Origin of the sequence: Vescimonas fastidiosa (assembly GCF_018326305.1) — a bacterium.
Taxonomy (GTDB): Bacteria; Bacillota; Clostridia; order Oscillospirales; family Oscillospiraceae; genus Vescimonas; species Vescimonas fastidiosa.
Genome location: NZ_AP023416.1, coordinates 801,826 through 824,391, shown reverse-complemented (window position 1 = coordinate 824,391; position 22,566 = coordinate 801,826). Strand labels below are relative to the sequence as shown.

The 22,566-nt window shown below is 56.7% G+C and carries 13 protein-coding genes and 1 pseudogene; 8 read left to right on the top strand and 6 right to left on the bottom strand.

What is annotated here, in order from left to right:
- Window positions 1–18 precede the first annotated feature (18 nt).
- The 4 genes from KI236_RS11205 to KI236_RS11190 all read left to right on the top strand — a co-directional run bounded on the left by KI236_RS11205 (window position 19) and on the right by KI236_RS11190 (window position 4,667).
- Entirely contained in the window at window positions 19–1,962 is a 1,944-nt protein-coding gene (locus KI236_RS11205) for an NAD(P)/FAD-dependent oxidoreductase (protein ID WP_212821919.1), read from the top strand.
- A 70-nt stretch (window positions 1,963–2,032) separates the two neighbouring features.
- Window positions 2,033–2,806, top strand: coding sequence for a cyclase family protein (locus KI236_RS11200; protein WP_212821917.1), 774 nt, complete (start codon window positions 2,033–2,035; stop codon window positions 2,804–2,806).
- A gap of 43 nt (window positions 2,807–2,849) precedes the next feature.
- Entirely contained in the window at window positions 2,850–3,455 is a 606-nt protein-coding gene (locus tag KI236_RS11195) for a peroxidase-related enzyme (protein ID WP_212821915.1), read from the top strand.
- A gap of 24 nt (window positions 3,456–3,479) precedes the next feature.
- The gene (locus KI236_RS11190; protein WP_212821913.1) at window positions 3,480–4,667 is read left to right on the top strand and encodes an aminotransferase class V-fold PLP-dependent enzyme; all 1,188 of its coding nucleotides are present in this window, start codon (window positions 3,480–3,482) and stop codon (window positions 4,665–4,667) included.
- Between the two features lie 308 nt (window positions 4,668–4,975).
- Here the strand turns inward: KI236_RS11190 and KI236_RS11185 are convergent, their stop codons facing one another.
- Entirely contained in the window at window positions 4,976–5,620 is a 645-nt protein-coding gene (locus KI236_RS11185) for a GntR family transcriptional regulator (protein WP_212821911.1), read from the bottom strand.
- Between the two features lie 384 nt (window positions 5,621–6,004).
- On the opposite strand from KI236_RS11185, the gene KI236_RS11180 reads away from it, so the two are divergent.
- Window positions 6,005–7,426, top strand: a complete 1,422-nt coding sequence (locus tag KI236_RS11180; protein WP_212821909.1) for a sodium:solute symporter family protein — start codon at window positions 6,005–6,007, stop codon at window positions 7,424–7,426.
- 48 nt (window positions 7,427–7,474) lie between these two features.
- On the top strand, window positions 7,475–8,473 hold the full coding sequence (locus tag KI236_RS11175; protein ID WP_212821907.1) for an ornithine cyclodeaminase family protein: 999 nt from the start codon (window positions 7,475–7,477) through the stop codon (window positions 8,471–8,473).
- A 152-nt stretch (window positions 8,474–8,625) separates the two neighbouring features.
- Here KI236_RS11175 and KI236_RS11170 read toward each other — a convergent pair.
- The 4 genes and pseudogenes from KI236_RS11170 to KI236_RS11155 form a co-directional block, all read right to left on the bottom strand.
- Window positions 8,626–8,826, bottom strand: a pseudogene (locus KI236_RS11170) (radical SAM protein); the annotation flags it as partial.
- Window positions 8,825–9,007, bottom strand: coding sequence for an AbrB/MazE/SpoVT family DNA-binding domain-containing protein (locus KI236_RS11165; protein ID WP_212821905.1), 183 nt, complete (start codon window positions 9,005–9,007; stop codon window positions 8,825–8,827). The gene KI236_RS11165 and the pseudogene KI236_RS11170, both read right to left, overlap by 2 nt.
- 383 nt (window positions 9,008–9,390) lie before the next feature.
- Entirely contained in the window at window positions 9,391–14,091 is a 4,701-nt protein-coding gene (locus tag KI236_RS11160) for a cadherin-like beta sandwich domain-containing protein (RefSeq protein ID WP_212821896.1), read from the bottom strand.
- A 592-nt stretch (window positions 14,092–14,683) separates the two neighbouring features.
- Window positions 14,684–16,240, bottom strand: coding sequence for an InlB B-repeat-containing protein (locus KI236_RS11155; RefSeq protein ID WP_212821894.1), 1,557 nt, complete (start codon window positions 16,238–16,240; stop codon window positions 14,684–14,686).
- Between the two features lie 546 nt (window positions 16,241–16,786).
- Between KI236_RS11155 and KI236_RS11150 the strand changes: the two genes are divergently transcribed.
- Both KI236_RS11150 and KI236_RS11145 read left to right on the top strand, forming a co-directional pair.
- Window positions 16,787–17,236 (top strand): MarR family winged helix-turn-helix transcriptional regulator, encoded by a 450-nt coding sequence (locus KI236_RS11150; protein WP_212821893.1) that lies wholly within the window; start codon window positions 16,787–16,789, stop codon window positions 17,234–17,236.
- Window positions 17,217–18,515: an MATE family efflux transporter gene (locus tag KI236_RS11145; protein ID WP_212821891.1), complete on the top strand. Its 1,299-nt coding sequence runs from the start codon at window positions 17,217–17,219 to the stop codon at window positions 18,513–18,515. Before KI236_RS11150 ends, KI236_RS11145 begins: the two co-directional genes overlap by 20 nt.
- 278 nt (window positions 18,516–18,793) lie before the next feature.
- Here the strand turns inward: KI236_RS11145 and KI236_RS11140 are convergent, their stop codons facing one another.
- On the bottom strand, window positions 18,794–22,174 hold the full coding sequence (locus KI236_RS11140; protein WP_212821889.1) for a M14 family metallopeptidase: 3,381 nt from the start codon (window positions 22,172–22,174) through the stop codon (window positions 18,794–18,796).
- Window positions 22,175–22,566: the final 392 nt, after the last annotated feature.

Here is a 22,566-nt window from a genome sequence, read left to right as displayed (position 1 = left end):
TTTTAGGAGGAAAGCACTATGGATAAACTCTTTACTCCCGGCAAGATCGGTAAACTGACCATCAAGAACCGTGCTGTACTGGCCCCCATGCAGATGATGTATGGCGAACACCAGGGTTATGCCGGCGAAAAGGCTATCGCCTATTATGAAGAGCGTGCCCGGGGCGGCGTGGGCCTGATTATCGTCGAGGGTGTGAATGTGGACGAGGTGAACAATAAGCCCTGGAATTTGCAGATGTCCCTGGCTAGTGACAAGTACACCGCCTCCTTCCAACCCCTGACCGAGGCCATCCACAAGTACGACTGCCGCTGCTTTGTCCAGCTGCACCACTACGGCGCCAAAAGCGCCCCTACCGCAGCCGGCAAGGCCTGGGCCGCCAGCGAGGTGCCTGTAGCTCCCGGTGGTCCCTCTGCCCACAAGATGACGGTCGAGGAAATCAAAATCGTGGAACAGCGCTTCATTGACGCCGCTGTCCGTGCCCAAAAGGCTGGCTTTGACGGCGTAGAGCTGGCCGGTAGTCACGGCTACTTGCTCCACCAATTCCTCAGCCCCTATTATAATGACCGCGCTGACGAATACGGCGGCAGTATTGAGAACTGTCTGCGCATCTACACCGAGATCGTCCAGGGCATCAAAGCCCGCCTGGGAAAAGATTTCCCCGTATCCGTTCGTTTCTGCGGCGACGAGTTCACCCCCCACATCCCCAAGACCCGCACCGTGGAAGATGCCGCCGCTATCGCTCGGGTGCTGGAGGCCGCTGGTGCCGATGTGCTAAATGTGTCCAATGGCAATAACTTTAATGCCAATGCCAACTGCGAGCCCTACTCCTACGACTCCTTCTGGAAAGCACATGTTACCCGCGCCGTGAAGGAGGCCATCTCCATCCCCCTGATCGCCACCAACACCATCAAGGACCCGCTGGTAGCCGAGGAGACACTGGAAAAAGGCCTGTGCGATTTCGTGGCCCTGGGCCGCGCCCTGATCGCCGACCCCTTCTTCATGAAAAAGGCTGCCAAAGGTGATGTGGTAGGTATCCGTAAATGTATCGGCTGCATGTACTGCCGCGAACAGCTTTACGCCCAGTTGCCTGTCAAGTGCGCACTGAATCCCCGTGTGGGATACGAGAGTGTCTATCCTCTTGTCCCGGAACAGGATGGGGCGGGCCGTGTAGTTGCCGTCATCGGCGGCGGCCCCGCCGGTATGCAGAGCGCTGTGACCCTGGCAAAGCGAGGCTTCGATGTGACGCTGTTTGAGAAGGAAGATACCCTGGGCGGCACCATGAACTTAGCTGACAAGGGCCCCCACAAAGAGAAGATCGCCCGCTTTGTGGAGACCATGAAGGCTGAGGTGGAACGCGCCGGCGTAAAAGTTCTATTGGGGAAAGCCCCCTCGATCGACGAGGTAAAGGCGCTGGCCCCGGAGGGTGTTGTGATGGCGGCCGGTGCCGCCCCCATCGTTCCCCGCATCCCCGGCGTGGATAAGCCGCATGTATGCACCGCTTACGATGTGATCTCCGGTGATGTGAAGGTCAGCGGCAAGGTAGCTCTGATCGGCTCGGGCATCACGGGCCTGGAGTGCGCCGAGATGATGCTCAACGAGGGCTGTCAGGTAGCTATGATAGAGATGCTGGATGCCGTGGGCACCGGGATGTTCTCCGTCATCATCAACGACATAATGAGCCGCATCAAACCCAAGGACCCCACCATGTACCTGCACACCATGCTCACCGAGATCGGCGATGGCTATGTGATGGTCAAAGATGTAAAGACCGGAGAAGAAAAACGCATTGAGGCCGACCATGTGGTGCTCTCCCTGGGCGTAGCTCCCCGGGCTGATGTGCTGGCTGAGTACCGCAGCGCTTTCAAAAATGTGATCTGCGTGGGTGACAATGCCCAGCGGGGCCGTATCCCCCACGCCACCAAAGAGGGCTACATCAAGTCCCTGGTGTTTTTGAAGGATTGATACAAAAACCGCATATTTTACCAAAGCACGAGCAGCTCCCAACAAAAACTATTTTTAGGAGGATGTAATTATGGCAAACCTTGCACTGTGGAATCTGGTAAGTGAACTGAAGTCTGAAAAGTACAAGTGGGTCGACCTGACCCATGAGCTGAGCCCCGAGACCCCCCATTGGTACGGTTTCAATCCTTTGGAAGCAAAACTGCTGTTTGACTATGTGGAAGGCACCCCTGAGGATATGATGGCTCCCATGCGCTGTTTCCAGGTCAGCGTGGCCAGCCAGTACGGCACCCATGTGGATGTTCCCCGTCACTTCTGGGGCGAAGGCCGCTCTATGGAATCCATTGATGTCACCGAGATGGTAATGCCTCTGGTGGTGGTGGATAAGTCCAAAGAGTGTGCTGCGAATCCCGACTTTATGCTGACCATCGACGATCTGAAGGCCTGGGAGGCTGAGTACGGCCAGATCCCCGCCGGCAGCTTTGTGGCTTTCCGCAGCGACTGGCACAAGAAAGGAACCAACCTGGACAATCCCGATGAAAATGGTGTGCCCCACTATCCCGGCTGGGATGTAGAGGCCATCCGCTGGCTGGTAGAAGAGCGCAATATCGCCTCGATCGGTCACGAGCCCGCCGACACCGATCCCGGTTTCGTTACCACCAAGCCCGACGCCTATCCCTATCCCGGTGAGCAGTACATCCTGGAGGTAAACCGTTTCCAGATTGAGGTCATGCGCAACCTGGATCAGTGCCCTGCCGTGGGTGCTATGATCGTGTGCGCTTTCCCCAAGCTGAAAGACGGCGTAGGTTTCCCCGCCCGCTGCTTTGCCATCTGCCCCGCAGAATAAACCTGATGTCTAATATCATAAAAGTGTAAAGGAGTAAAGAATCATGGCACTGGAATTTAATGAACAGCTTTCTCGCCTGCAAAAACCCGACCGTGCGGAAATGACCGATGAGGAATACGCCGTATTTGCAAAAAATGTAGAAGTGATGGAAAAAAACTGGGGGTTCATCAACAACCTTTTCAAGGTGTTGCCTCTGAACGCCAAGCAGTACATCGGATTTTTGAACTTCAAGGGCTCTCTTTTCAATGATAGTTGTTGGCTCACCGATGCCCAGAAAGAAATGATCGGCGTCGTGGTGTCCAGCTACAACTGCTGCTCTTATTGTCTGACCACCCACGGCGATAACCTGCGTGGTATGTGGAAGAATGCTGAACTGGTGGATAAGCTGTCTTATAATTACCGTTCCTGCAAAGGTTTGCTCTCCGATGTTGATTATGCATTGTGCGAGTACGCATGGTTTGTTACTGCCAACCCCCGTGAGATTGATGCCGTACAGGTTGAGAAGCTGCGTGAAGTTGGTTTAAATGACCATGAGATTCTGGAGGCTGCTTTTGTGGCTGGTTTCTTCAACTACACGAATCGCTGGGTAAGCACTATTGCCCCGGTTGCTAACTCTGGCCATTTTTCTCACAATCGCAACTTTGATTAATACACATCAGAAAGAAGTGTTTGTGTGATCTATCTTGACAACGGAGCAACCACTTTCCCTAAGCCAGAAGTGGTCTATCAGGCCATGGACACCTTTGCCCGTACCGGTGCAGTGAACGCAGGTCGCGGTGCCTACGCCGCCGCCCGTGCCGCTGACCAGATGATCAAAAATGTTCGCGCTGGGCTTATCAGCCTCATGGATGCCCGGGAACAGGCACAGGTGGTGCTCACCCCATCGGTGACTATCGCACTGAACCAGATCATTTACGGTCAGGCCTGGACAGAGAACTCCATCGCCTATGTCTCGCCTTATGAGCACAACAGCGTGCTGCGGCCGCTGCATGTACTGAGCCAAAAAATCGGTTTTCAGGTGCTGGAGCTGCCGCTGGCAGAAGATCTGTCCATCGACCTTGCTAAGACGGCGGCCATGTTTGAGAAGAATCCCCCCTCTTTCGTGGCGGTAACAGCGGTATCCAATGTAACGGGTTATATCCTGCCCCACCGGGAGATCTTCCGCCTGGCCCGCCGATACGGTGCTTTTAACCTGCTGGACGGCTCCCAGGCAGTGGGCCTGATTCGCTTGCCTTTTGCCCAAACGATGGCCGATGCCATCTGCTTTGCCGGACATAAAACGCTCTATGGGCCCTTCGGTATCGCAGGTTTCCTTATCAAAAATTCAGCGAAGCTACAGGTGACGCTGGCTGGTGGCACAGGAACCAAGTCCGAGGACCTTTCTATGCCCACATCCCTGCCTGGCAGTATGGAGGCCGGCAGCAAGGATACCGTGGCCATCGCTGGTTTGGAAGCGGCACTGAAGTGGCTGCCCTCCATCAAGCCACTGGAGCATGAGCGTGCCATGGCCGCCCACTTCATCGAAGAGGCGGGAAAGATCGACGGTGTAGAACTTTATTGTGCTCCCGGCGGACTTCAAAACCAGGCCGGTGTGGTATCCTTTGGCGTCAGAGGTTTCAAGGCCATTGAAGTGGCTGCCATCCTGGACAACAAATACGATATCGCCGTCCGTGCAGGACACCACTGTGCCGCCCTAATCCATCAGCACCTAGGCAGCAACAAGTATGCCGGTACGGTGCGCGTCAGTCCCGGGTACTTCAACACGATAGAGGATATCGACGTTCTGCTCACCGCACTGCGGAATCTTGACCGCTCTCAGCTGGAAAGTGTGGCCGATGACATCCTCCGTGGTGCCTGCTGAACCAGATTTCCAAGAAGCACAGCATGAAAGCATTGTAACCCCGTAAAGGCGAGGTTTGAATTCCTAAAAGAAGGTTCAAACCTCGCCTTTAACATTACTCCCGCCCTCCGACTGCTCGATAGCGGAGATCAGCAGGCTCCAGATGGATGCCGGCCGGCATTTCCGAATGTGTCTATATTATAATATGTATAGCCATGTTTGTCATTCCGCTTTTGCTATACCACGCTTCTGCCCATTTTGCAAGAGAGAGCGAAAGAATTTCGTGCGCTCGCGGACACTGACCCCGCCAGGCAGTAAGAGCCAGTCGTTTATTCTTCCGGTATTTGATTCGCCTCAAAATGGGGAACCGACCAGGTCCAAATCATGTCGCTTACGGTATCCACCAGGCCGCTTTTCACTGCGTCAATAATCGTAGCGGCGCGCTGCACATTTATATCCCAGTCGATCTCGCGGCCAAGATGGTTATAGTAGTAGGCCAGACACAGCCTGTCAAATTCGCTGCCGAAGGAGGAGATAAACACCGTATTTTCGGTGGCCGTGACAAAGCACCGCTGAAAATCCAGGATTGCAAAGATTCTCTCTCTGTCCGTCCCGCGGCGAATGACCTTTTTTAGTGCCCGAAGCCGCTCCTCCATCAGAGCCAAAAGACATTCAGTTTTCCCGTATTTCAGGCAGAGACGGTAAGCGCCCTCGATCCAGATGTTGATGGTGTCCACCAGCTCACGGTAAAGCTGCGGCGTGATCTCAATCACATACATCCCCGCGTTTGGGCGGTTTTCCACCAGCCGGTCCTTTACCAAAAGGGTCATAGCCTCCCGGAGCGGAGAATTGCTTACCCCCTGCTCCTTGGCAATAATGTCGATATTCAGGTGCGCTCCCGGAGGGTATACCCCATCGAGAATGCGCTGCTTCAGGGTCCGGTATAGCTGCTGGCGAATTGTCAAAACTGCCATATTGGGTGATTCCTTTCCGGCTGCAGAGAGTTGCCTCTAAGCAGGAATTTCTCTGAAAGTATAGGCTCGGCGTCCCGAAAAATCCATTTGCCCGCTCCTCGGCCTTTTGGGGCACTCCCAAAAAGCTCCAAAGCCATTGTTTTGAGCATTGCAGCCCGCTTTCTCTCCCGGCCTGCCGCCCACGCCCATTCCCCTGTAATCCTGCTGTTTTATCGGCATTCTCATTATAATCGATGGTCGTTTTTTTGTCAATTTGCAGAATAAACAGCAAAGGAAAATTTTCCCTTGACAAAGCCCACTTGATACGCTATGATGAAAATATGAATCGTGCATGATGCGCGATATGTAGACAATATCCAATAAAAAAACGAAAGGGATGAGATCATGACTCCAAAAGCACTGACTACCGTTTTGGCAACCTTAGCGATCCTCGCAGCGAGCTTTATTCTGTCGCTGCTTGTCAGCCGCAGGGGTAAAAAAGCCTCAACGGGTGACGCAACCGACGACTGGAATATCGGCGGACGCAGTTTGCCGCTGTTTGTTGTAATCGGCACCCAGTTCGCCAGCGCCATGGGCGGCGGCGTGCTGGTCGGCCAGGTGGGCAACGCCTATAACAACGGCTTGGCGATGCTGATTTATTCATTCTTTGCGGTGTTACCGTTTCTGATTTTTATGCTGATCGGCAACTGGATCCGCGCAAACGAATTTGAAACCATTCCCGATATGCTGGGCAGTTTTTGCGACAACGACCTCTTTGTCCGGATACTGTCCTCTGTCCTGACCATTCTTGTCCCCTTCGGCTGGCTGATTAACCAGTTGACGGCGTTTGCGAAAATCTATCGTGAGATCACCGGCATCCCTCTGGAGATACTGATCGTATCCATGGCCGTTATCAGTATTCTTTTCGTGATGCCCGCCGGCATGAAAACCGTGGCCTGGACAGACTTCTTCTTTGCCTGCTTCATGATTCTGATGATGGTCGTCACCTTCGTTTTTGTGGCGAAAAACGGTGGCTCCCTGGCAGAGGTCAAGGCGGCGCTTCCCGAGGAGATCATCGGCTTCCCCAAAGGCTTTGTCAGCGTGGGCTGGACCACCATCTTCCTGTGGATATTCTCCACCGTGCCGGGCGGCATGACCAATCAGATGTATTTCCAGCGTATCTGCGCTATTAAGGAAAAAAAGCAAATTAATAAAAGCCTTGCCATCACCTGCATCGTTACGCTGATCGCCCTGGGCTGGTCTTGCTTCCTGGGCATGGGCATCCGCGCCATGAATCCCAACATCGAGGGCGAAAATGCCACCGGCTGGCTGCTGACCCAGTTGCCCGTTTGGCTCATTGCGCTGTTCGCCGGTCTGATCGTAGCCACGATCATGTCCACCATCAGCTCCGCCGCGCAGTCTGTGGTGGTGAACATCACCCACGACATCTACCAGCAGCTCCATCCCGAGGTCAGCAGTCAAAAGGCGCTGAAGCTCTCCCGCCTGCTGTCGGTGCTGGTCATGGCGGTGGCCTGCGTGCTGGCCATTCTCTTCCCCCATGTGCTGACCGTTCTCGTCACTACCTACGCCTACTCCGCCGCCGGTCTTGCCGCGCCCATGTATCTGGGCTACGCCCTGCGCAAAAAGAACAAGGTCACGACCATGGGGCTTCGGGCCAGCATGATTTGCGGCATTCTGGGATGCATTATCAGCACACTGCTGAAGTCCACGATTCCCTATGTGATCTGGGGCATTCTGGCCTCTGTCGTAGCCCTGTTCTTGGTCAGCGCCCTGACCAAGGGTTCCGCAAAGGCCTTGGAAGAATAAGCTTTACCTGCAAAACAATCATTATTTTTTAGTAAAGGAGCTATCATTATGGAACACAAAACCCTGCTTCTGAATCAGTCTGACATTAACAGCCTCATCACAATGAAGGACATCGTCGAGATCGTAGACAAGACCTTTGTCGGCTTCGGCGAGGGCACGACCATCAACCCCACCAAGGTCAACCTGGACCTGGGCGAAACGGCCTCTTATCCTGATTACCACGGCTTTATGAATGCCATGCCTGCCTACATCGGCTGGGAGGACATTGCCGGTATCAAGTGGGCCGGCGGCTTTTTGGGCAAGCGCCGTGAAATGGGCCTGCCCTATGTAACGGCCATGATCCTGCTGATCGATCCCACCATCGGCGAGTTCAAGTGCGTAATGGACGGTGCTCTGATTACCAACCTCCGCACCGGTGCCCAGGCCGCCGTAGCCGCCAAGTATATGTTCCCCAACAAGAAGGAGATCTCCATCGGTCTGTATGGCGCCGGTATGCAGGGCCATATGCAGACCCTGGCCTTCGCCGAGCTCTTTGACATCAAGGAGCTGCGGGTGTACGATCTCTATCCCGCCGCCGCCGAGAAGTTCAAGGAGGACATGAAGGATGCCGTCAAGGGCGACATCATCGTCTGCTCCGATCCTAAGGATGCCTCTATCGGCGATGTGGTGGTGGGCTTCACCCAGTCCAAGGACAAGTACATCAAGGACGAGTGGATCAAGCCCGGCCAGATCGTTTTCCCCATGGGCTCCTACACCGAGTGCGAGGATGCTCTGCTGCTGAATGCGGATAAGATCATCGTTGACCATGTGGGTCAGTGCATGCACCGCGGCGCGCTGCACGATGTGGTGGCCGACGGCAAGCTGAAGGAAGAAGACATCTATGCCACCATCGGCGATGTGGCCGTGGGCAGAAAGCCCACTGATGCAGCCAATGAGCGCATTATCTGCGTGCCCATCGGCACCGGCGCCATGGATATCGCCGTGGCCGGTATCGTCTATAAGCGCGCCCTTGAGAAGGGCCTGGGCGGCACCTTTGAGTTCCTGTAAGCAATAGTCCTCCATTTTTGTTCCAACCACATAAAGCACATAGCGAGAACCCCGGCTGCGCATTGGGCGCAGCCGGGGTTCTCATCTCTCTATCCTATTCCTACTCTTTTGCGCGATGCGGCACCGCCTTTCGGTGCATCATGTCCCCGCCGTCATCCATTATGCTTTTCCTCCGCCCAGAGCTTTTCGGCCTCGGGCTTCCAGCAAGCGGCATAGGCCTTGCACTTCTCGCACAGATGCTCGGCACTCTCCGGAGCCTCCAGGTCGGTGGAGTGGGCGCCGCTCTGGGCCACCATCTTCGGCAGCAGCTGGGGGTTTTCCAGCATGGGGCAGGGACGCAGCTTTTCATTATTATGTATCATCCACCCCCCACCTTTTTGACAAAGCTAACATCGCAAAGCAGAACTTTTCCCATTGTTCCAATGTCATCTGTGACGGGTCGCCCTCGCGGATACGCATGGTACGGCGGATCTCTTTGGGGATCACCACGCGGCCAAGGTCGTCGATGCGGCGCACGATTCCGGTTGCTTTCATATATAAAAACTCCTTGCTGCATATTATTGTACGCCTATTATTTGTCAAATCTTCGGTTTTATGCCGCAAGGGTCAATTTTTTCCGCAGGTCATCGGGAGGATCTTCGCTTTAATTTTGCCGGAATTGCGCGGAGCTTTGCCCACAGGGTTTTGTTTTTTTCAATCAAATCATCCATTCTCTGTAATTCGCAAAGAATACATTTTGGAACTATTATTTTCTGTATGTACCACGATGTAAATCTTGCGGACAACAGCGAGAATAAAAAAAGCACACCCTATGGGGAGGTTTGACGGTTACGCACGAAAACCCCCGGAGTCTCTTGTTATGCAAGAGACCCCGGGGGTGCTGTTTTATTTTGCCGCTTAGGTCTTTTCTTTTTGGCTTACGCCTCCCGCTCCTTGCGCTTCAGGACGAAGGCTGCGGCGAGGGCCGTCACGGGCAGGGCAATGACCCAAACCAGCACGCCGGTATCGCCGGTGGCGGGGGTATTGCTGCCGCCGGTCTGAATGGCCACATCGGTCATGTCATAGAGCCGGGTCTGGGCGTTTACGAAGCGGTAGTAGGCCGCCAGGGCATAGTAGCCCTGCTCGGTGGCCATGCCGTTCCGCTCGCCGCCAGCGGTGTGCCGGAATCCGCCGCCGGTGACATAGAACCCGGCCAGAGCATCCAGCACGGTGAGGCCGTTCTTCACGAAGCGGCTGTCCGCGGTGGGGTCGATGCCCAGGGCAGTGAGAGCTACGATGACCTGGGCGCAGGACTCGCTATTGATGGTGCCCCAGCTGCCAAAGCCGCCGTCGCCCTGCTGCAGACCGGAAAGCACATCCAGGGCCTTATCCACAGCGGCCTTCACGGTCTCGTTGGTCTTATAGTAGGGGGCCAGGGCCTGGATGGCCATAGCGGTCATGTCGGTGTCGGCCTTGGTGCCGCTGAGGGTCCAGCCGCCGTCCTCCAGGGCCGCGCCCAGGATGGTCTCAATCAGCTTCTCCCGGGTCACATCGCCCATAGTGGGATAGTTATGGCTATCCAGGGCAATGAGGGTGAAAATGGGGCCGTTAATGCCCTGGGTCTGCACATAAGCCATGTTATCCAGACCCTTGAGCAGGTTATGGCCGTCCACATTGGTGACATCCTTGCCGATGGCCGTCAGGGCCAGGATCACACGGGCGTTGTCGGTAACCTTGTTCCTATCCAGCCGCTCGTTCTTGTCGGCGTTCTCCCGGACAAATTTCACTACATTGTCGTAGTACCCGGCGGGCACGGGGCGGCCGCTGCGGGCCAGGCCGATGACCATCCACTCGCCGCCGGTGGAGTTCACCGTGGGAGTGCCCAGAGTACCCATGAAGTCGCCGGTGGTCTTGTAGATTTCCTGCAGACGCTCACTCTGCTCGGCCAGCACCTGGGCATAATCCGCTTCAGCGGCGGTGAGCTTGTCATAATTCTTGACCTGGGCCTGCTGGGCCTCCGTCAGAGCCTCATAGGCAGTCCGGGCGGCGGTGATGGCGTCCTTGGACGCCAGGGTCACCTGGCCGATGGCGTCGATCTTCTCAATAGCATCGTTTACATGCCAGCCCTCCAGCTTCAGGGACAGGGCGGGCAGCTGGGCCAGCATCGCAGAGGGAGTAGTACCGTACTGCATGTCCATGCCACCGGTATAGGACTGCATGCGGTGCGTAGGCTTACCGGCAAAGCCGCCCACCTTGATGGCGCCGGTAAGATCATAGCTCAGGCCGGTCCAATTCTCGGGAATGGTGATCTCGATCTGCTGGCGCACAGGGTTTCCGCTGAAGTCATATGCACCAAAAGTGCTGCCGGGGTTGGATTTGAAGAAGGTCCCATTCTCGCCCTTATAGTACACGGAGAAATTAAAGTTATAATAGCCGGACAGCTTTTCCTTGGGGCTGACCAGATCGTGGAACTGGATCTTCACCTTGTCCCCGGCCTTGAACTCGGTGGTCGCAGGGAGGACATTTCCGTCCGCATCCAGGAAGTCATAGCTGACGCCCCGGGCGGTGACCACCTGATAGGTCTTAACGCCGTCCTTCTCCACGCAGATGATATGACGGCCGGTGGTGAGGCCGGTGACCGTCACGGTGCCGTCGGCGGCCACGGTGACGCCCTTGGAGGTAAAGCCACTAAAGCGCATCTTATCGGTGACGGTGGAGCGGGCCACGGTGACGGTGCAGCCTTCCTCGGGCTTAAAGCTGTAGGCTGCGCCGGCATCGCCCAGGTAGAACAGAATATCGTGCTCGGCATCCAATGCCTTCTGTGCATCGTTTTTCACGGGGGCATCCATGCGGTCCATGGTCATATTGGTCTGGATGGCAGAGCCGTCCGCTCCCACGGAGACCACGAACACGCCGGTGAACTCCGGCCAGATGGCGGAGAATTCTTTGCTCTTCGTGCTGCTCTGCCCCTGCATATGGGTCATAGCGTCATAGGTCACCAGCACCAGGGCGGTGCCGTTTTTATTGGCACGCATAGAGGCCAGGGAGCTGTTATTTGCATCGGGGGTGATGGTCACCACATCGCTGGGCTGGCCGTTGAAGTCCACCACGGTGTAGTGTACATCCGGCAGGGCGATCTTAGCATTCACAAAGCCCTCAATGGCCTGCCAGCAGCGGAACACATCCAGCTCCCGGGTCTGCCCCTGCTCCAGGTTCAGATAGCCCTTCTCATTGATGTTCAGGTACACATTACCCAGGTCGTAAACATTCTTATTGAAGCGGTTCACGGTGTCCTTGGTGAAGGAGGCATCGCCGATGTGCAGATCCTCCTTGGTCACGGTGATGCTCTGGCCATCCTTGAGAGAGTCGAAGGTCCAGTAGGTCACACCGTCGGGATGCTGCACACGCACGAAGTGGTTCATGTTGCCGGCAGCGGAGGGACGGAATTTGGCCACCACCGTGTCCCCTACCGTCTCCACGGACAGGGGCTCTTCAAACTGATAGATCCAGTAGCTGCCGAACCGACCCAGGCTGATGGTGGAGCCGGCAGGCGCCGTGACGGTAATGTTGAGGGCTTCAAGTAAGCTGGCGCTAATGGACAGGGCACCCTTACCCGGGGCCGTGTCTGCCGAGCTCTTGGTGATTGTGAGAGGATTAAACTTACCGGCCTTATCGCCCATGGGCGATAAGGTCGCCTTGACGGTGTCGCCCTCAACAAAAATGCCGGAGGTGTGGGTAGTGCCCCAGCTGGTGGAGGTGCCCATCTCAGCCTTGCGGTTCATGCCGTCGGCGCCCACCACCTGGTAGTCGATGGTGTAGTCCGTATTCTCGACCCAGCCGCTGTTGGTGGCATAGATCTCATAGACGCGCTGGAAGGCGATGGAGGTGGTGTCCTCCGACACGGTGACAACGATGCCACCGTTATATTGGCCGGCCTCGTTATAGCCCTGGACCCAGTAGTTGCCCGCAGGCAGCTTCACATCGGCATACTTCAGTTTGTAGCCATCAGCCACGGTGGACTTGCCGGCCAGCAGGTCCACATCGCCCCTGACGCCGCCGACATAGCTATACAGCTTCAGGGACGCCAGCTGGGCGCTGTGCAGACCCGTCAGGTCCACGGTGACCACGGGGATCTCCTTGACCTTGGTGGTGGGGTTGAGCAGGACATAAACCTCCTCGTCCTCGTTGTCCGCGTTGCTCACAGCGGTGAGATAGCCGGTAAAGCCGTTGGTCACGGTGAAGGTGGCCTGGCCCTTTTCATCGGTGACAGCGCCGTCAATGACGGTGACAGCGCCGGTCTCGGGATCCATCCAGCCCAGCTTGGCCCCCTCCAGGGGCTTGGCTGCGGCCTTGAGGGAAGCGGGATCCTTATACAGGTAGCCGCTCATGGCATAGAAGCCGGTAACGGTGGCTGTGACCTTCTTGCCCACCTGCATTTCGGCGGGAGCGTCCACCCAGGTGTAATAATCGGAATAGGTAGTGCCGTCACTCATGACATAGAAGTCCACCACATCGCCGCTGAGCAGCGGGGTGTTGGTGACCATGGTGCCGTTATAACCGCCACCATAGGATGCGGGCGTGCCGTCATTGGGATAGCCGCCGTTGATATAGAAGCCGCTGGCATAGGTGTCTGTGCCGAAAATCTTGGAGATCCAGCCGCTGCTGCCCACAGCCAGATACTCCCCGGCTGTTTCCTTGGTAAATGCATCACCGAAGACCAGCTCATGGGCCTTGACCAGGGCATCCAGGGCGGTCACGCCCTCCAGTGCATCGGTAAAGCCGTATTTCTCGGCGTCAAGGGCGGAAACCTCCACCTCCTGGGGCGCGTGGAGATAGCTGCCCGCTGCCTGGGAGCGGATGGTGACCTTCACCGCCTGCTCTACAGTGATGGTGTACTCCTCCGCCTTTTCGGGTTTGTCGTTCATGCTGGGCCAGGCGGGATCGCCGCACTTCACGGTGATGACGGTGCCGTCTGCCACGGGGATCTTAGCCGTGCGCTTATACTCCGTGCCGCCCACGCTGGTGCGGACCTGGAAGTTCTTGTTGCTGGCGGTGGGCGTCACCACCACGCTGCTGACATCGGCGGCCAGCTTCAGCGTGTAGCTGTGGGTGTCCTTATCGAAGGCGGGAGACAGCTCGCCGGCACTGAAGGAGAGGGCCTTGACGGTATTGTCACTGCTACCCCAGCTGCCGCCCAGGTCATCGCCAAAGGCGCAGGTGTACATGATGCGGATCTCGTCGCCGCCCTCCAGCTTGCCGGCCGCCACGGTAAAGGCGCCGAAGCCTTCGTTGGCAAACCAGTCGTTGAGGGTGCCCATCCAGCCAGACTGACCGCCGCCGTCAAACGCAGCCAGGCCGTTGATCTCGCCGATGTAATTGCTTTCAGCGCCGGTCTGGGTGTACCCCTTGGCCTCCAGCGCCTTCACAACACAGCTCATCATGGTGGATTCCTCGGTGAGCTTCACCCAGGTATCCACCAGCTTGCCGTCCCAAGGGGCGCCTTTGTCTTTGGAATAGGTGGTGTTTTCCACGATGACATGGACCTGGCCCAGGTCATCGGGCGCTGCCAGCACGGAGGTGGGCACCAGGGACAGGGCCATCACCACCGCCAGCAGCAGGGAGAGGATCTTTTTCTTCATCTCTTGTTTCCTTTCTTTTACATTTTATGCAAACGCCTCTATAGCGGATTTGCTGAGGAATTGGGGGCGGAGCGGCTTAAACTCCGGCCCCCGTATGGAAAGATGCGGCTGCTGCGCCGCTTCGACTTGACAAAAAATCACCCGGCCGCCAAAAAGCAGCCGGGTGAAGCAAATTCTATACGACAGCTTCGGCTCCGGAGATGGCGGTGCCCGGGAGCAGCGCCTTGCGTATCTGACTTAGCCGAATAAATCGGCATCACAGTGACCGTCTCGCGGGGATTTTCACCCCATTCCGCCGCCGGGATAAACCCGACTCACGCTGTCCCTTTTTTCATTTCATTTGCATTGTAGCACAGAACTTTCCATATTTCAACAAGAAAATCAGGTGTGTCGAAAAAAAATCGTCGCAAGGCCATTCGCCCACCTCGTTTTCAGCGCATCTTCTGTTAAGGCCTCTCCCCGATTTATTATAGGAAAAATGCGTACAGAAATCATTCCGGAGCGTGAGGCAGGCGGAGGATTACAGGGTGCGGGCCGAGCTTTCCGCAAGCTGCAGAGGCCGAGTTAGCATTGGCCCCAGAAGGCGCTGCTATCAGCGGCGGTTTTTCTTTTTGCTTACGACCAGGGCGGCCATCACTGCGCCGCCGCTGACAACGGTCAGACTAAGCCACAGGAGCATATGGCTGCTGTCGCCGGTCTGGGGAGTCTTGGTGGCGTCATCCTTTCCGGGCTTATCGGTACTGCTATCACCGCTGCCGGTACTACCGGTGCTGCCGCTGTCGGAGAGCTTGTCGATGGCCGTGTTCTCGCTGCGCTTAGCGCCGCAAACGGTGCATTCCTCGTGCTTGATGCCGGTGGCCTCCTTGGTAGCGGCCTTGTCGATCACCCACTGGAAGCTGTGCGCTGCGGTGCCGGCCTTGTCGCCGCAATCACACGCATGCCAGTGATTGGCGTCATCACGCTTCCAATCCGCGGCGTAGCTGTGGGTATGAGCGGGGGGCGCATCCTTATAGGTGGCCTCGAGCTTCACAGCACCTGCGGGCATGGTGAAGGTGGTAGTCGCCTTGGTGGCGTCTGCCGGGGTGACACCGCCCTCCAGCACGACCCACTTATCAAAGACCTTGCCGGTTTCCGGTGCGTCCGCCGTAACGGTCACAAGGGTGTCCTGGGCGATCTTATCGGTGATGGGGGCGCCTGCAACAGAGGCCGTGCCCTTGATGACCGTGACAGTGTACCCGGGGGCAGTGGGATTCTTTACGAACCTTGTCTCGCCGCAGTCGGCGCGCTGGCAGGTGTAGAGAATTCCTTCGCTCTTACCCTGCGTTGCGGGGCTGCCGCCGTCCCAGTCGTGGCTGAGCTTATTAATGACATGACCGTAGCGGAGAATCTGTCCGCAGCCGACTGTACACTGCTGGTCGCCGCTATAGCCTGCGGCGGTGCATCCGGGCTTAACCTCATTGATCAGCTTGGAGTTGCCGGCAATTTCGTGGAGGGACGGGGTAGAGACGCCCTCGGAGTTATCCCGGCAGCACTCCAGGCACAGGCCGCAGTCCTCGCAGGACTCCTGGTTCAACAGGCATTCCTCGCACTGCTCGCAGGCCGTGTGGCAATCGATGCAGTGGATGACGCCGGTATCATCGTCGTCCACGCACTCGTCCACCGCACCGAAGCAGCTGTTGCACAGCGAGCAGTGCATCGGGTCGCTGTCATCGTTTGCGCAGTCATCGCAGAAGCCGCAGGAGTCGCAGATGGTTATGGAGCAGCAGGGGCCCTTATGGCATTCGCCGCACAGCTGGTCATCCTCGCCGATGTAGCACTTGGCGCAGGTGGAGCAGTGCGTTTCCTCCATGCACTCCGCGCACTTGTAGCACTCCTCGCACCAGTAGGGCGTGTCTCCAAAGCACACACCGCAGTCGTTACAATGGGTTTCAACCCAGCACTCGTAGTTGCAGTCAATGGTGCAGAACAGGCAGTCACACATATAATCGCTGCCAAAATGGTAGTGGTCGCAGTTAGGACAATCGAAGCCGTCGTCGTAGTCGTCCCAAAAGGCATGGGCGGGAACCACCAGACTCGGCATCAGTGAGACCAGCATCACAAGCGCCAACAGGACGCTGACAATGCGCCTCCGCGTGTTCGTTTTTATCATACTAACATTTCCTCCCTTAAAATGATCTCGAAGATTTTTCTGCGCATTTTGAGTTTGGGTATAAGCCGTAGTTTTTTGTCGATCACAGAGGACGCCGCTTTTCGATGCAGCAAACGCCTCCTTTTAGGTTATATGATTATAGCAAAAAACCGGGGCACCGTCTGTCCTCAAAAGTGAGGACAAATGCAAGAGAAAATGTAAACAAATTGTGAACAAATGGGCGTTTTGCCTTTGGTTTGCAGGCAAATCCCCGCCTGTCCGCAAGGGCAAGGCTCTGCGGCGCGGTCTGTGTGCCTTCGGGAAAGGCGTCTCTCCGCCGCCGCGGCTGCAGCTGCATCTCCATCCGGTAACCGACTGCAAAAAAAGATTGCGATGTCGCCGCTTAGCATCCACTTCTCCCCGGTGCTGCTATACTGCCGAATCTAACCGGCATGGCCGGATTATGGACCGCACTCGGTGGTTTCTATCTGCTCCAAAACAGGGTTGACTTTCCGTTAAAGCGCCCTATAATAGTCTTTACAAATACCAATATAGGGAGGAATAGCCGTGGGACGCAGCGAAGATAAAATGTGGGAAGCGTGGGGACGGACAAACGCGCTGTACACGGCATGGTGCGCCGCCGCAGGGCAGAATCAGTACCGCGTAATCGTTTTATATGCCATAGATGCACACGCGCCTATCACGCAAAAGCACATAGCGGATTACACCGGACTGTCGAAGCAAACGGTCAGCACCGTCATGCGGGCGCTGAAAGAGGAAGGGTTTGTTTCCCTTCAAGCCGGCAAGTCGGATCGCCGGGAGAAAAAGGTGTACCTGACGCAGAAAGGAAGGCTCTACGCAGCGGAAGTCCTTTCCCCGCTGCACACGCTGGAGCAGCGGGTGTTCGACATCATGGGCGCAGATCGTATGAAGCAGATGACGGATGCCATCACCCTATTCAATCTTGTTTTTGAAAAAGAAATGGAGACCCAGGCAAATGAACACCGCACTGAATAAGAAATACTTTTCCCATGTCATTCCCTCCATCCTCGCGTTCGCATTGTCGGGGGTTTACACCATTGTCGACGGCTTTTTTATCGGGCAAAGCCTCGGCGACACAGGACTGACCGCTATTACCCTGGGCTATCCGATTTCGGCGCTGGTGGGTGCCATCGGCACAGGGCTTGGGCTGTCGGGGGCGATTCGCTTTGCGATCCTGAGCGCACAGGGGGAAACCCAAAAGCGGCAGGAGTGCTTTTCCGGGACAACGCTGCTGATGCTGATTGCCGCCGCTTTATTGACGGCGACTTTATTTGCCTTTGCCGAGCCGATTCTGTATCTGCTGGGCGCAAGAGGCGATATGCTGGCGCTCTGCGTTTCCTATGCCCGCGTCATTGCACTGGGCGCCGTCTTTCAGCTACTGGCAACCGGCTTCGTCCCGTTTATCCGTAATATGGGCGGCGCGACCGTCGCCATGATCGCCATGATCCTCGGATTTGTAACCAATATCGCCCTGGACTATGCCTTCGTGTGGGCTCTGAGCTGGGGAATGGCCGGCGCCGCATGGGCCACCATTATCGGCCAGGCCGTGACCATGATCGTGGCGGTCCTCTTCTTTCTTGTGAAAAAGAGCAGGTTTTGTCTGCCGGGGCCGCGGGAGCTATGCAGGCTCTGGAAAAATGTCCTCACCGTCGCCATTTCGCCCTTCGGACTGACCTTTTCTTCTACGATCACGATGCTGTTTATAAATCGCTTCCTGCTGCTATACGGGAATGAGCAGGCGGTGGCGGTTTACGGCTGCATCGGCTATATTACCTCGATCCTCTATCTGCTGCTGCAAGGGGTAGGCGACGGCAGTCAGCCGCTGATCAGCCAGTACTACGGAAAGGGTGACCACCGTTGCGTCCGAGCCACCCGAAAGCTGGCCTATGTGACCGCCATCGTAGTCACGGCCGTCTGCATGGCCGGCGTCTATCTCGCCAGAGCAAAGGTCGGCACGCTGTTCGGTGCGTCCCAGGAGGCAAATGCCGGGGTCATTCAATACCTGCCGCTCTTCCTGGCAACGCTGCTTTGTCTGGCGTTTGTCCGCATTACAACATCCTACTTTTACGCAACGGAAAAGAACAAACTTTCCTACCTTCTGGTGTATGCCGAGCCGGTCTGCACGCTGCTGATGCTCCTGATTCTGCCGCCCGTGCTGAAGCTGACCGGCGTTTGGCTTGCCGTGCCGATCGCCCAGGTCCTTACCTTTGTGATCGCCTGGGTGGCCAAGAGGCGTGTGGATGCGAAAATTTAGAACGGCGCTGTGGACAGGGACGAGAATCGGCACGCAGGCGAAGCATAGCATATAAGCAGAAAGCGGATGCGTGCCGCTCCGCTTGTGAGGTATATTTTCAGGGAAGCCGACTAAACGCGGCGTCCCATAAAAAGCCCCCTTAGCGCAGCCTCGATTTTTCGAGTGTCTGCACTAAGGGGGCTATATTCCTCGTCCGGGGTCTCCTCTTTTATGCCGTGGGGAGCGCAGCGGGAGCCGTCATAGACAGTTGGACGGGCCTGCGTGGGCTCCGCATGGTTTTAGCGGCTCTTACGCTTCAGGGTGACGGTCACGGGGATCATCGCCACGGTGAAGGAAGCGGCCAGGACCCAAACGATGATGTTGCCGGTATCGCCGGTCTTGGGGGCATCGGGCTTGCCGGTATCGCCGGGAGTGCCGGGATTCACGGTACCGGGATCGGCAGGCTGCTTCACGCCCTCATAGGCGGAGGCGGTCAGGCTGCGGGAGAAGATGAAGTTGCTGATGAAGCTGTACTCATCGGTCTGGTGCGTCTTGTGGTTCAGGACATTGGCAAACAGGGCGAGATCCAGATTGCCGCTCTGATACTCGAAGCCCACCACACCATTGTTGAAGCGTCCGAACTGCTCGGTGAGCTCATCACTCGTCAGGCAGATGCAGCCCTGGAGCGGATCCTTGCCGGCATTCTGCACCAGAACGGTGGCACCCTGGGGAATTTCGGTGAACCAGTTGGTGCCATACATGTACATTACATCGTCACCTTCGCTGATGTAGTTGGCGTTGACCAGGGTGTTGTTGGGATACAGCACGCGGCCCAGGAAGTCGGTGCCCATGTCGCAGGCGCTGAGTGCCACACCCAGACCCCGCAGGAAGTTGTCGTTTCCTCTGAAAGCGGCGGTGCCATAGGCCATGTAGGGAGTGCCGGCCTTCACTGCGCCCAGGGCCTCGTCGCTGAGCTTCTGGGAGCCCACAATGACGTTGGCCTTGGCCAGGTCCTCGGTCATGGTGAAGCCCATGCCGGTCAGAGCCAGCCAGTCGAAGCGGTAGTTATAGGAGCCGGCGCGCAGGGTGGCCTCCACATAGCCGGAGGTGTTATTGGCAGGCTTGCCGGGCAGGAACACCTGGGGATTGAGCAGCACGGCGGCCTTGTAGCCTGCGCCGTATACGCCGGTGGCGGTGATGACATAGTCCCCGGCGATGGTGAGGAAGTCCGCATAAGAGCAGATGAAGTTGCCCTTCTCGGCACCCTCGGTGATCATGCCAACGGTCTTACCGGCCCGCAGCAGCGCGTTGACGGCGGCGGCGGAGTCGTTGGAGACATTGTCGATGATGACATCGGCGTTCTTCACGCCATCAAACTGTGCAGCGAAGGTGGACAGATAGGTCAAGGCTTCGCTATAGCTGATGGTCTCGGGGCAGGCGTCCATAATGGTCTTATAGGCGGCGGGCTCGGCCACGATGATGCGGTCATAGCCCCGGGCGTTGCTGCGCTGGGCAAAGCTCTCGGAGTACAGGCCCTGCCACACATTGATGAAGGTGCCGTCGAACAGCTGGCTGTTGGCCAGGGAGCGCTTGGCCTGATACATGGGTACCACCATCGTACCGGCAGGATAGGTCACGCCGTTGTAGGTGAAGGCCTTGGAAGCCACATTGACCTTTACATCGTTGCGGGTCAGATACTTCATCTCAGCAGCGGCATCGTACAGATTCTTCTGGTTGACGCTGTCCATGGGGATGATGTAGCACTCGGGATAGAAGTTGCCGTTCTGGCCCTCGCCGTTGTACACAGGGCGCATCAGGTCCGCCTGCTTACCGGCCTGGTCGTACTGGTCCACATACCAGGGGCCCACCAGCTCGTTGGAGTTGGTGTTGTTGACGCCCCGAGAGAACAGCTTGGCCTGGATGGTCAGCATGTCGATCTTATTTTCCTGGATGTACATTGCCTGGGTCATCAGACCGTAAGGTACGATCAGCTCGGAGGAAATGTCGCTGTAAACGGGCAGCTCCCAGGTGATACCGGCGGTACCGATCAGCACAGGGAACTGGGAGCCGTAGGCAGTGGTCATGTCATCCCAGGGCTCGGTCCAGGCCACACCGGAGGGAGAGCTATCGTCTGTCCGCAGGAAATCACGATAGGGCATCTCAAAGCTGTTGTGGTCGGGGTTATTGGCGATGGCGCCCATACCCACGGCCTCACCCAGCTGGATGAACTGCTTGGCGATCAGGTCGTACTCATAGTTGGGCTCGTGAGGAGGCGTGCAGGGCTCAATGAGCATGGCCTCCACGCGGCCGTGGATCTCGGTGAACACCATGGGGTTGAACTTATTCACCAGGGCCATGGCGTTGGAGTCCTCAAAGCTGGTCTGATTGGCCTCGTCACGGTTCGGGTCATAGCCCAGGCCGAAGGTACGGGTCATGTGCTCGTAACCCTCGATGTTCTGCTCGGGAACGATGACCATGAACACATCGCTCAGCAGCTCCTTGACATTGACCTCATTTTCCTTGACATTGTAATATTCCGCCAGATTCAGCGGGCCGGAATACAGGCTGTCGTTGGCCTTATAGCCATTTTCACCGCGGATAAAGCCGATGTAGGAGGCAAAATCCTTGATCTGCTTGGGAACGGCCACGCCCTGCCGGGCCATCTCCTGTTCCAGCAGCGCCTTACCGGCTTCGGTGAAGCCATCCAGGGTGTTAACATTGATGGTCTCATTCTCCAGCAGGAGGTGGGCAAACTCCAGAATGCCGTTGACGGCGGCGTTCTCATTGGAGTGAACATTGGAGGCGAACATGGGGACCCGCAGGTCATTAAACTCGCCGTTGGCCAGCTTGGTCAGGACCAGGTCGGGGTCGGACTCCACCAGGTCGGTGTAGGCCAGCCACTTGTCCACAGACGCCTTGGAGTCGGCAACGATCAGATAGGGCATATCATAGCCGTCCACGGTGGTATGGCCCATGGACTCCTTGGCCACATACAGGTCGGTATCCATGGCGGCCAGGGCATCGATGTCGTCATACAGCTCATACACGGTGCGGAAGCTGTCGTAGGGAACTACCTTGGCATGAACGGAGCCCACCGCCTTTTCACCGGCGGTGACATGCAGGGTGTAGTAGCCGCACAGGTCTAGATACGCACCGCCGTTGCTGTGGGGGGCGCTGTAATCCACATTGCCGGAGCGGGTACCGAAGTAGCAGTTGATGTTAATCCACAGCTTCAGAGAGACCTTGCCTGCCTCATCGACGGAAATGCCCATCTCCGTAACGGTGAACATCGGCTGGGGCTGCTGGTCCTGCTTCCACTGGGTCATCCAGGTGTCCAGCTTACCGCCCTGATAGGGATAGGGGAATTTTTCAGGATTCAGATAGCCCCGGGTGCTGTCGCGGTCCAGGGACAGGGTCAGGTCGCCGCTCAAAGCGGTGCCCAGCTCTTCCTTCGTCATGTTGGTAGGAACGGTGACCATCGCCTGGGCATCCTCCGCCAGGGAGATCTGCCAGTCGATGTCGGTATATGCGGGGTAGGTATTCGCCAGGGACTTGCCGGGGACGCGCGTGTCCTTTGCCACATCTGCAACGCTTGCAAAGGCAGATGCCGGGAATACGAGAGCGAGGATCAGGACAAACGCCAGAATCTTCGTCGTCAGACGGGATTTTGGTTGCTTCATAATTTTCTCCTTTTCTTCTCTTTCTTTTCCGTGGTGGTCCTTGGTGGTCGTCCAGCGAGAGCCGCCGCTCCGGCTTAGGGCCTGCCGCCAACTGCTCCGGCCTGCCGAAAAACCGGTGCCGCACTTACCCTCACCGGATCGTTGGTTTCAGCTTAACATGCCCCGCCTACATTGTCAACCTATACAAGCATAGGCAATATAGCAGAAAAATCTTTGTGCATATTTGTTCATTCTGCTGCTATATTTCCCCATCATACACACGCACAGATGTAGGCTGATTTTTCGGGCAGGGCGACGATATTGACACCTTGCCGGGATCTACAGCCTAACCGTCTACCGAAGCGTGACACTTCGGTGACAGATAGGCGCGTTAGAATGTCCGTAACGCCAGT

Excerpts from the sequence above, each read along its gene's own strand:
- KI236_RS11175 (WP_212821907.1), top strand. The coding sequence starts at position 7,475 with ATGGAACACAAAACCCTGCTTCTGAATCAGTCTGACATTAACAGCCTC.
- KI236_RS11180 (WP_212821909.1), top strand. The coding sequence starts at position 6,005 with ATGACTCCAAAAGCACTGACTACCGTTTTGGCAACCTTAGCGATCCTC.
- KI236_RS11160 (WP_212821896.1), bottom strand. The coding sequence starts at position 14,091 with ATGAAGAAAAAGATCCTCTCCCTGCTGCTGGCGGTGGTGATGGCCCTG.
- KI236_RS11205 (WP_212821919.1), top strand. The coding sequence starts at position 19 with ATGGATAAACTCTTTACTCCCGGCAAGATCGGTAAACTGACCATCAAG.
- KI236_RS11145 (WP_212821891.1), top strand. The coding sequence starts at position 17,217 with ATGAACACCGCACTGAATAAGAAATACTTTTCCCATGTCATTCCCTCC.
- KI236_RS11140 (WP_212821889.1), bottom strand. The coding sequence starts at position 22,174 with ATGAAGCAACCAAAATCCCGTCTGACGACGAAGATTCTGGCGTTTGTC.
- KI236_RS11185 (WP_212821911.1), bottom strand. The coding sequence starts at position 5,620 with ATGGCAGTTTTGACAATTCGCCAGCAGCTATACCGGACCCTGAAGCAG.
- KI236_RS11165 (WP_212821905.1), bottom strand. The coding sequence starts at position 9,007 with ATGAAAGCAACCGGAATCGTGCGCCGCATCGACGACCTTGGCCGCGTG.
- KI236_RS11195 (WP_212821915.1), top strand. The coding sequence starts at position 2,850 with ATGGCACTGGAATTTAATGAACAGCTTTCTCGCCTGCAAAAACCCGAC.
- KI236_RS11155 (WP_212821894.1), bottom strand. The coding sequence starts at position 16,240 with ATGATAAAAACGAACACGCGGAGGCGCATTGTCAGCGTCCTGTTGGCG.
- KI236_RS11200 (WP_212821917.1), top strand. The coding sequence starts at position 2,033 with ATGGCAAACCTTGCACTGTGGAATCTGGTAAGTGAACTGAAGTCTGAA.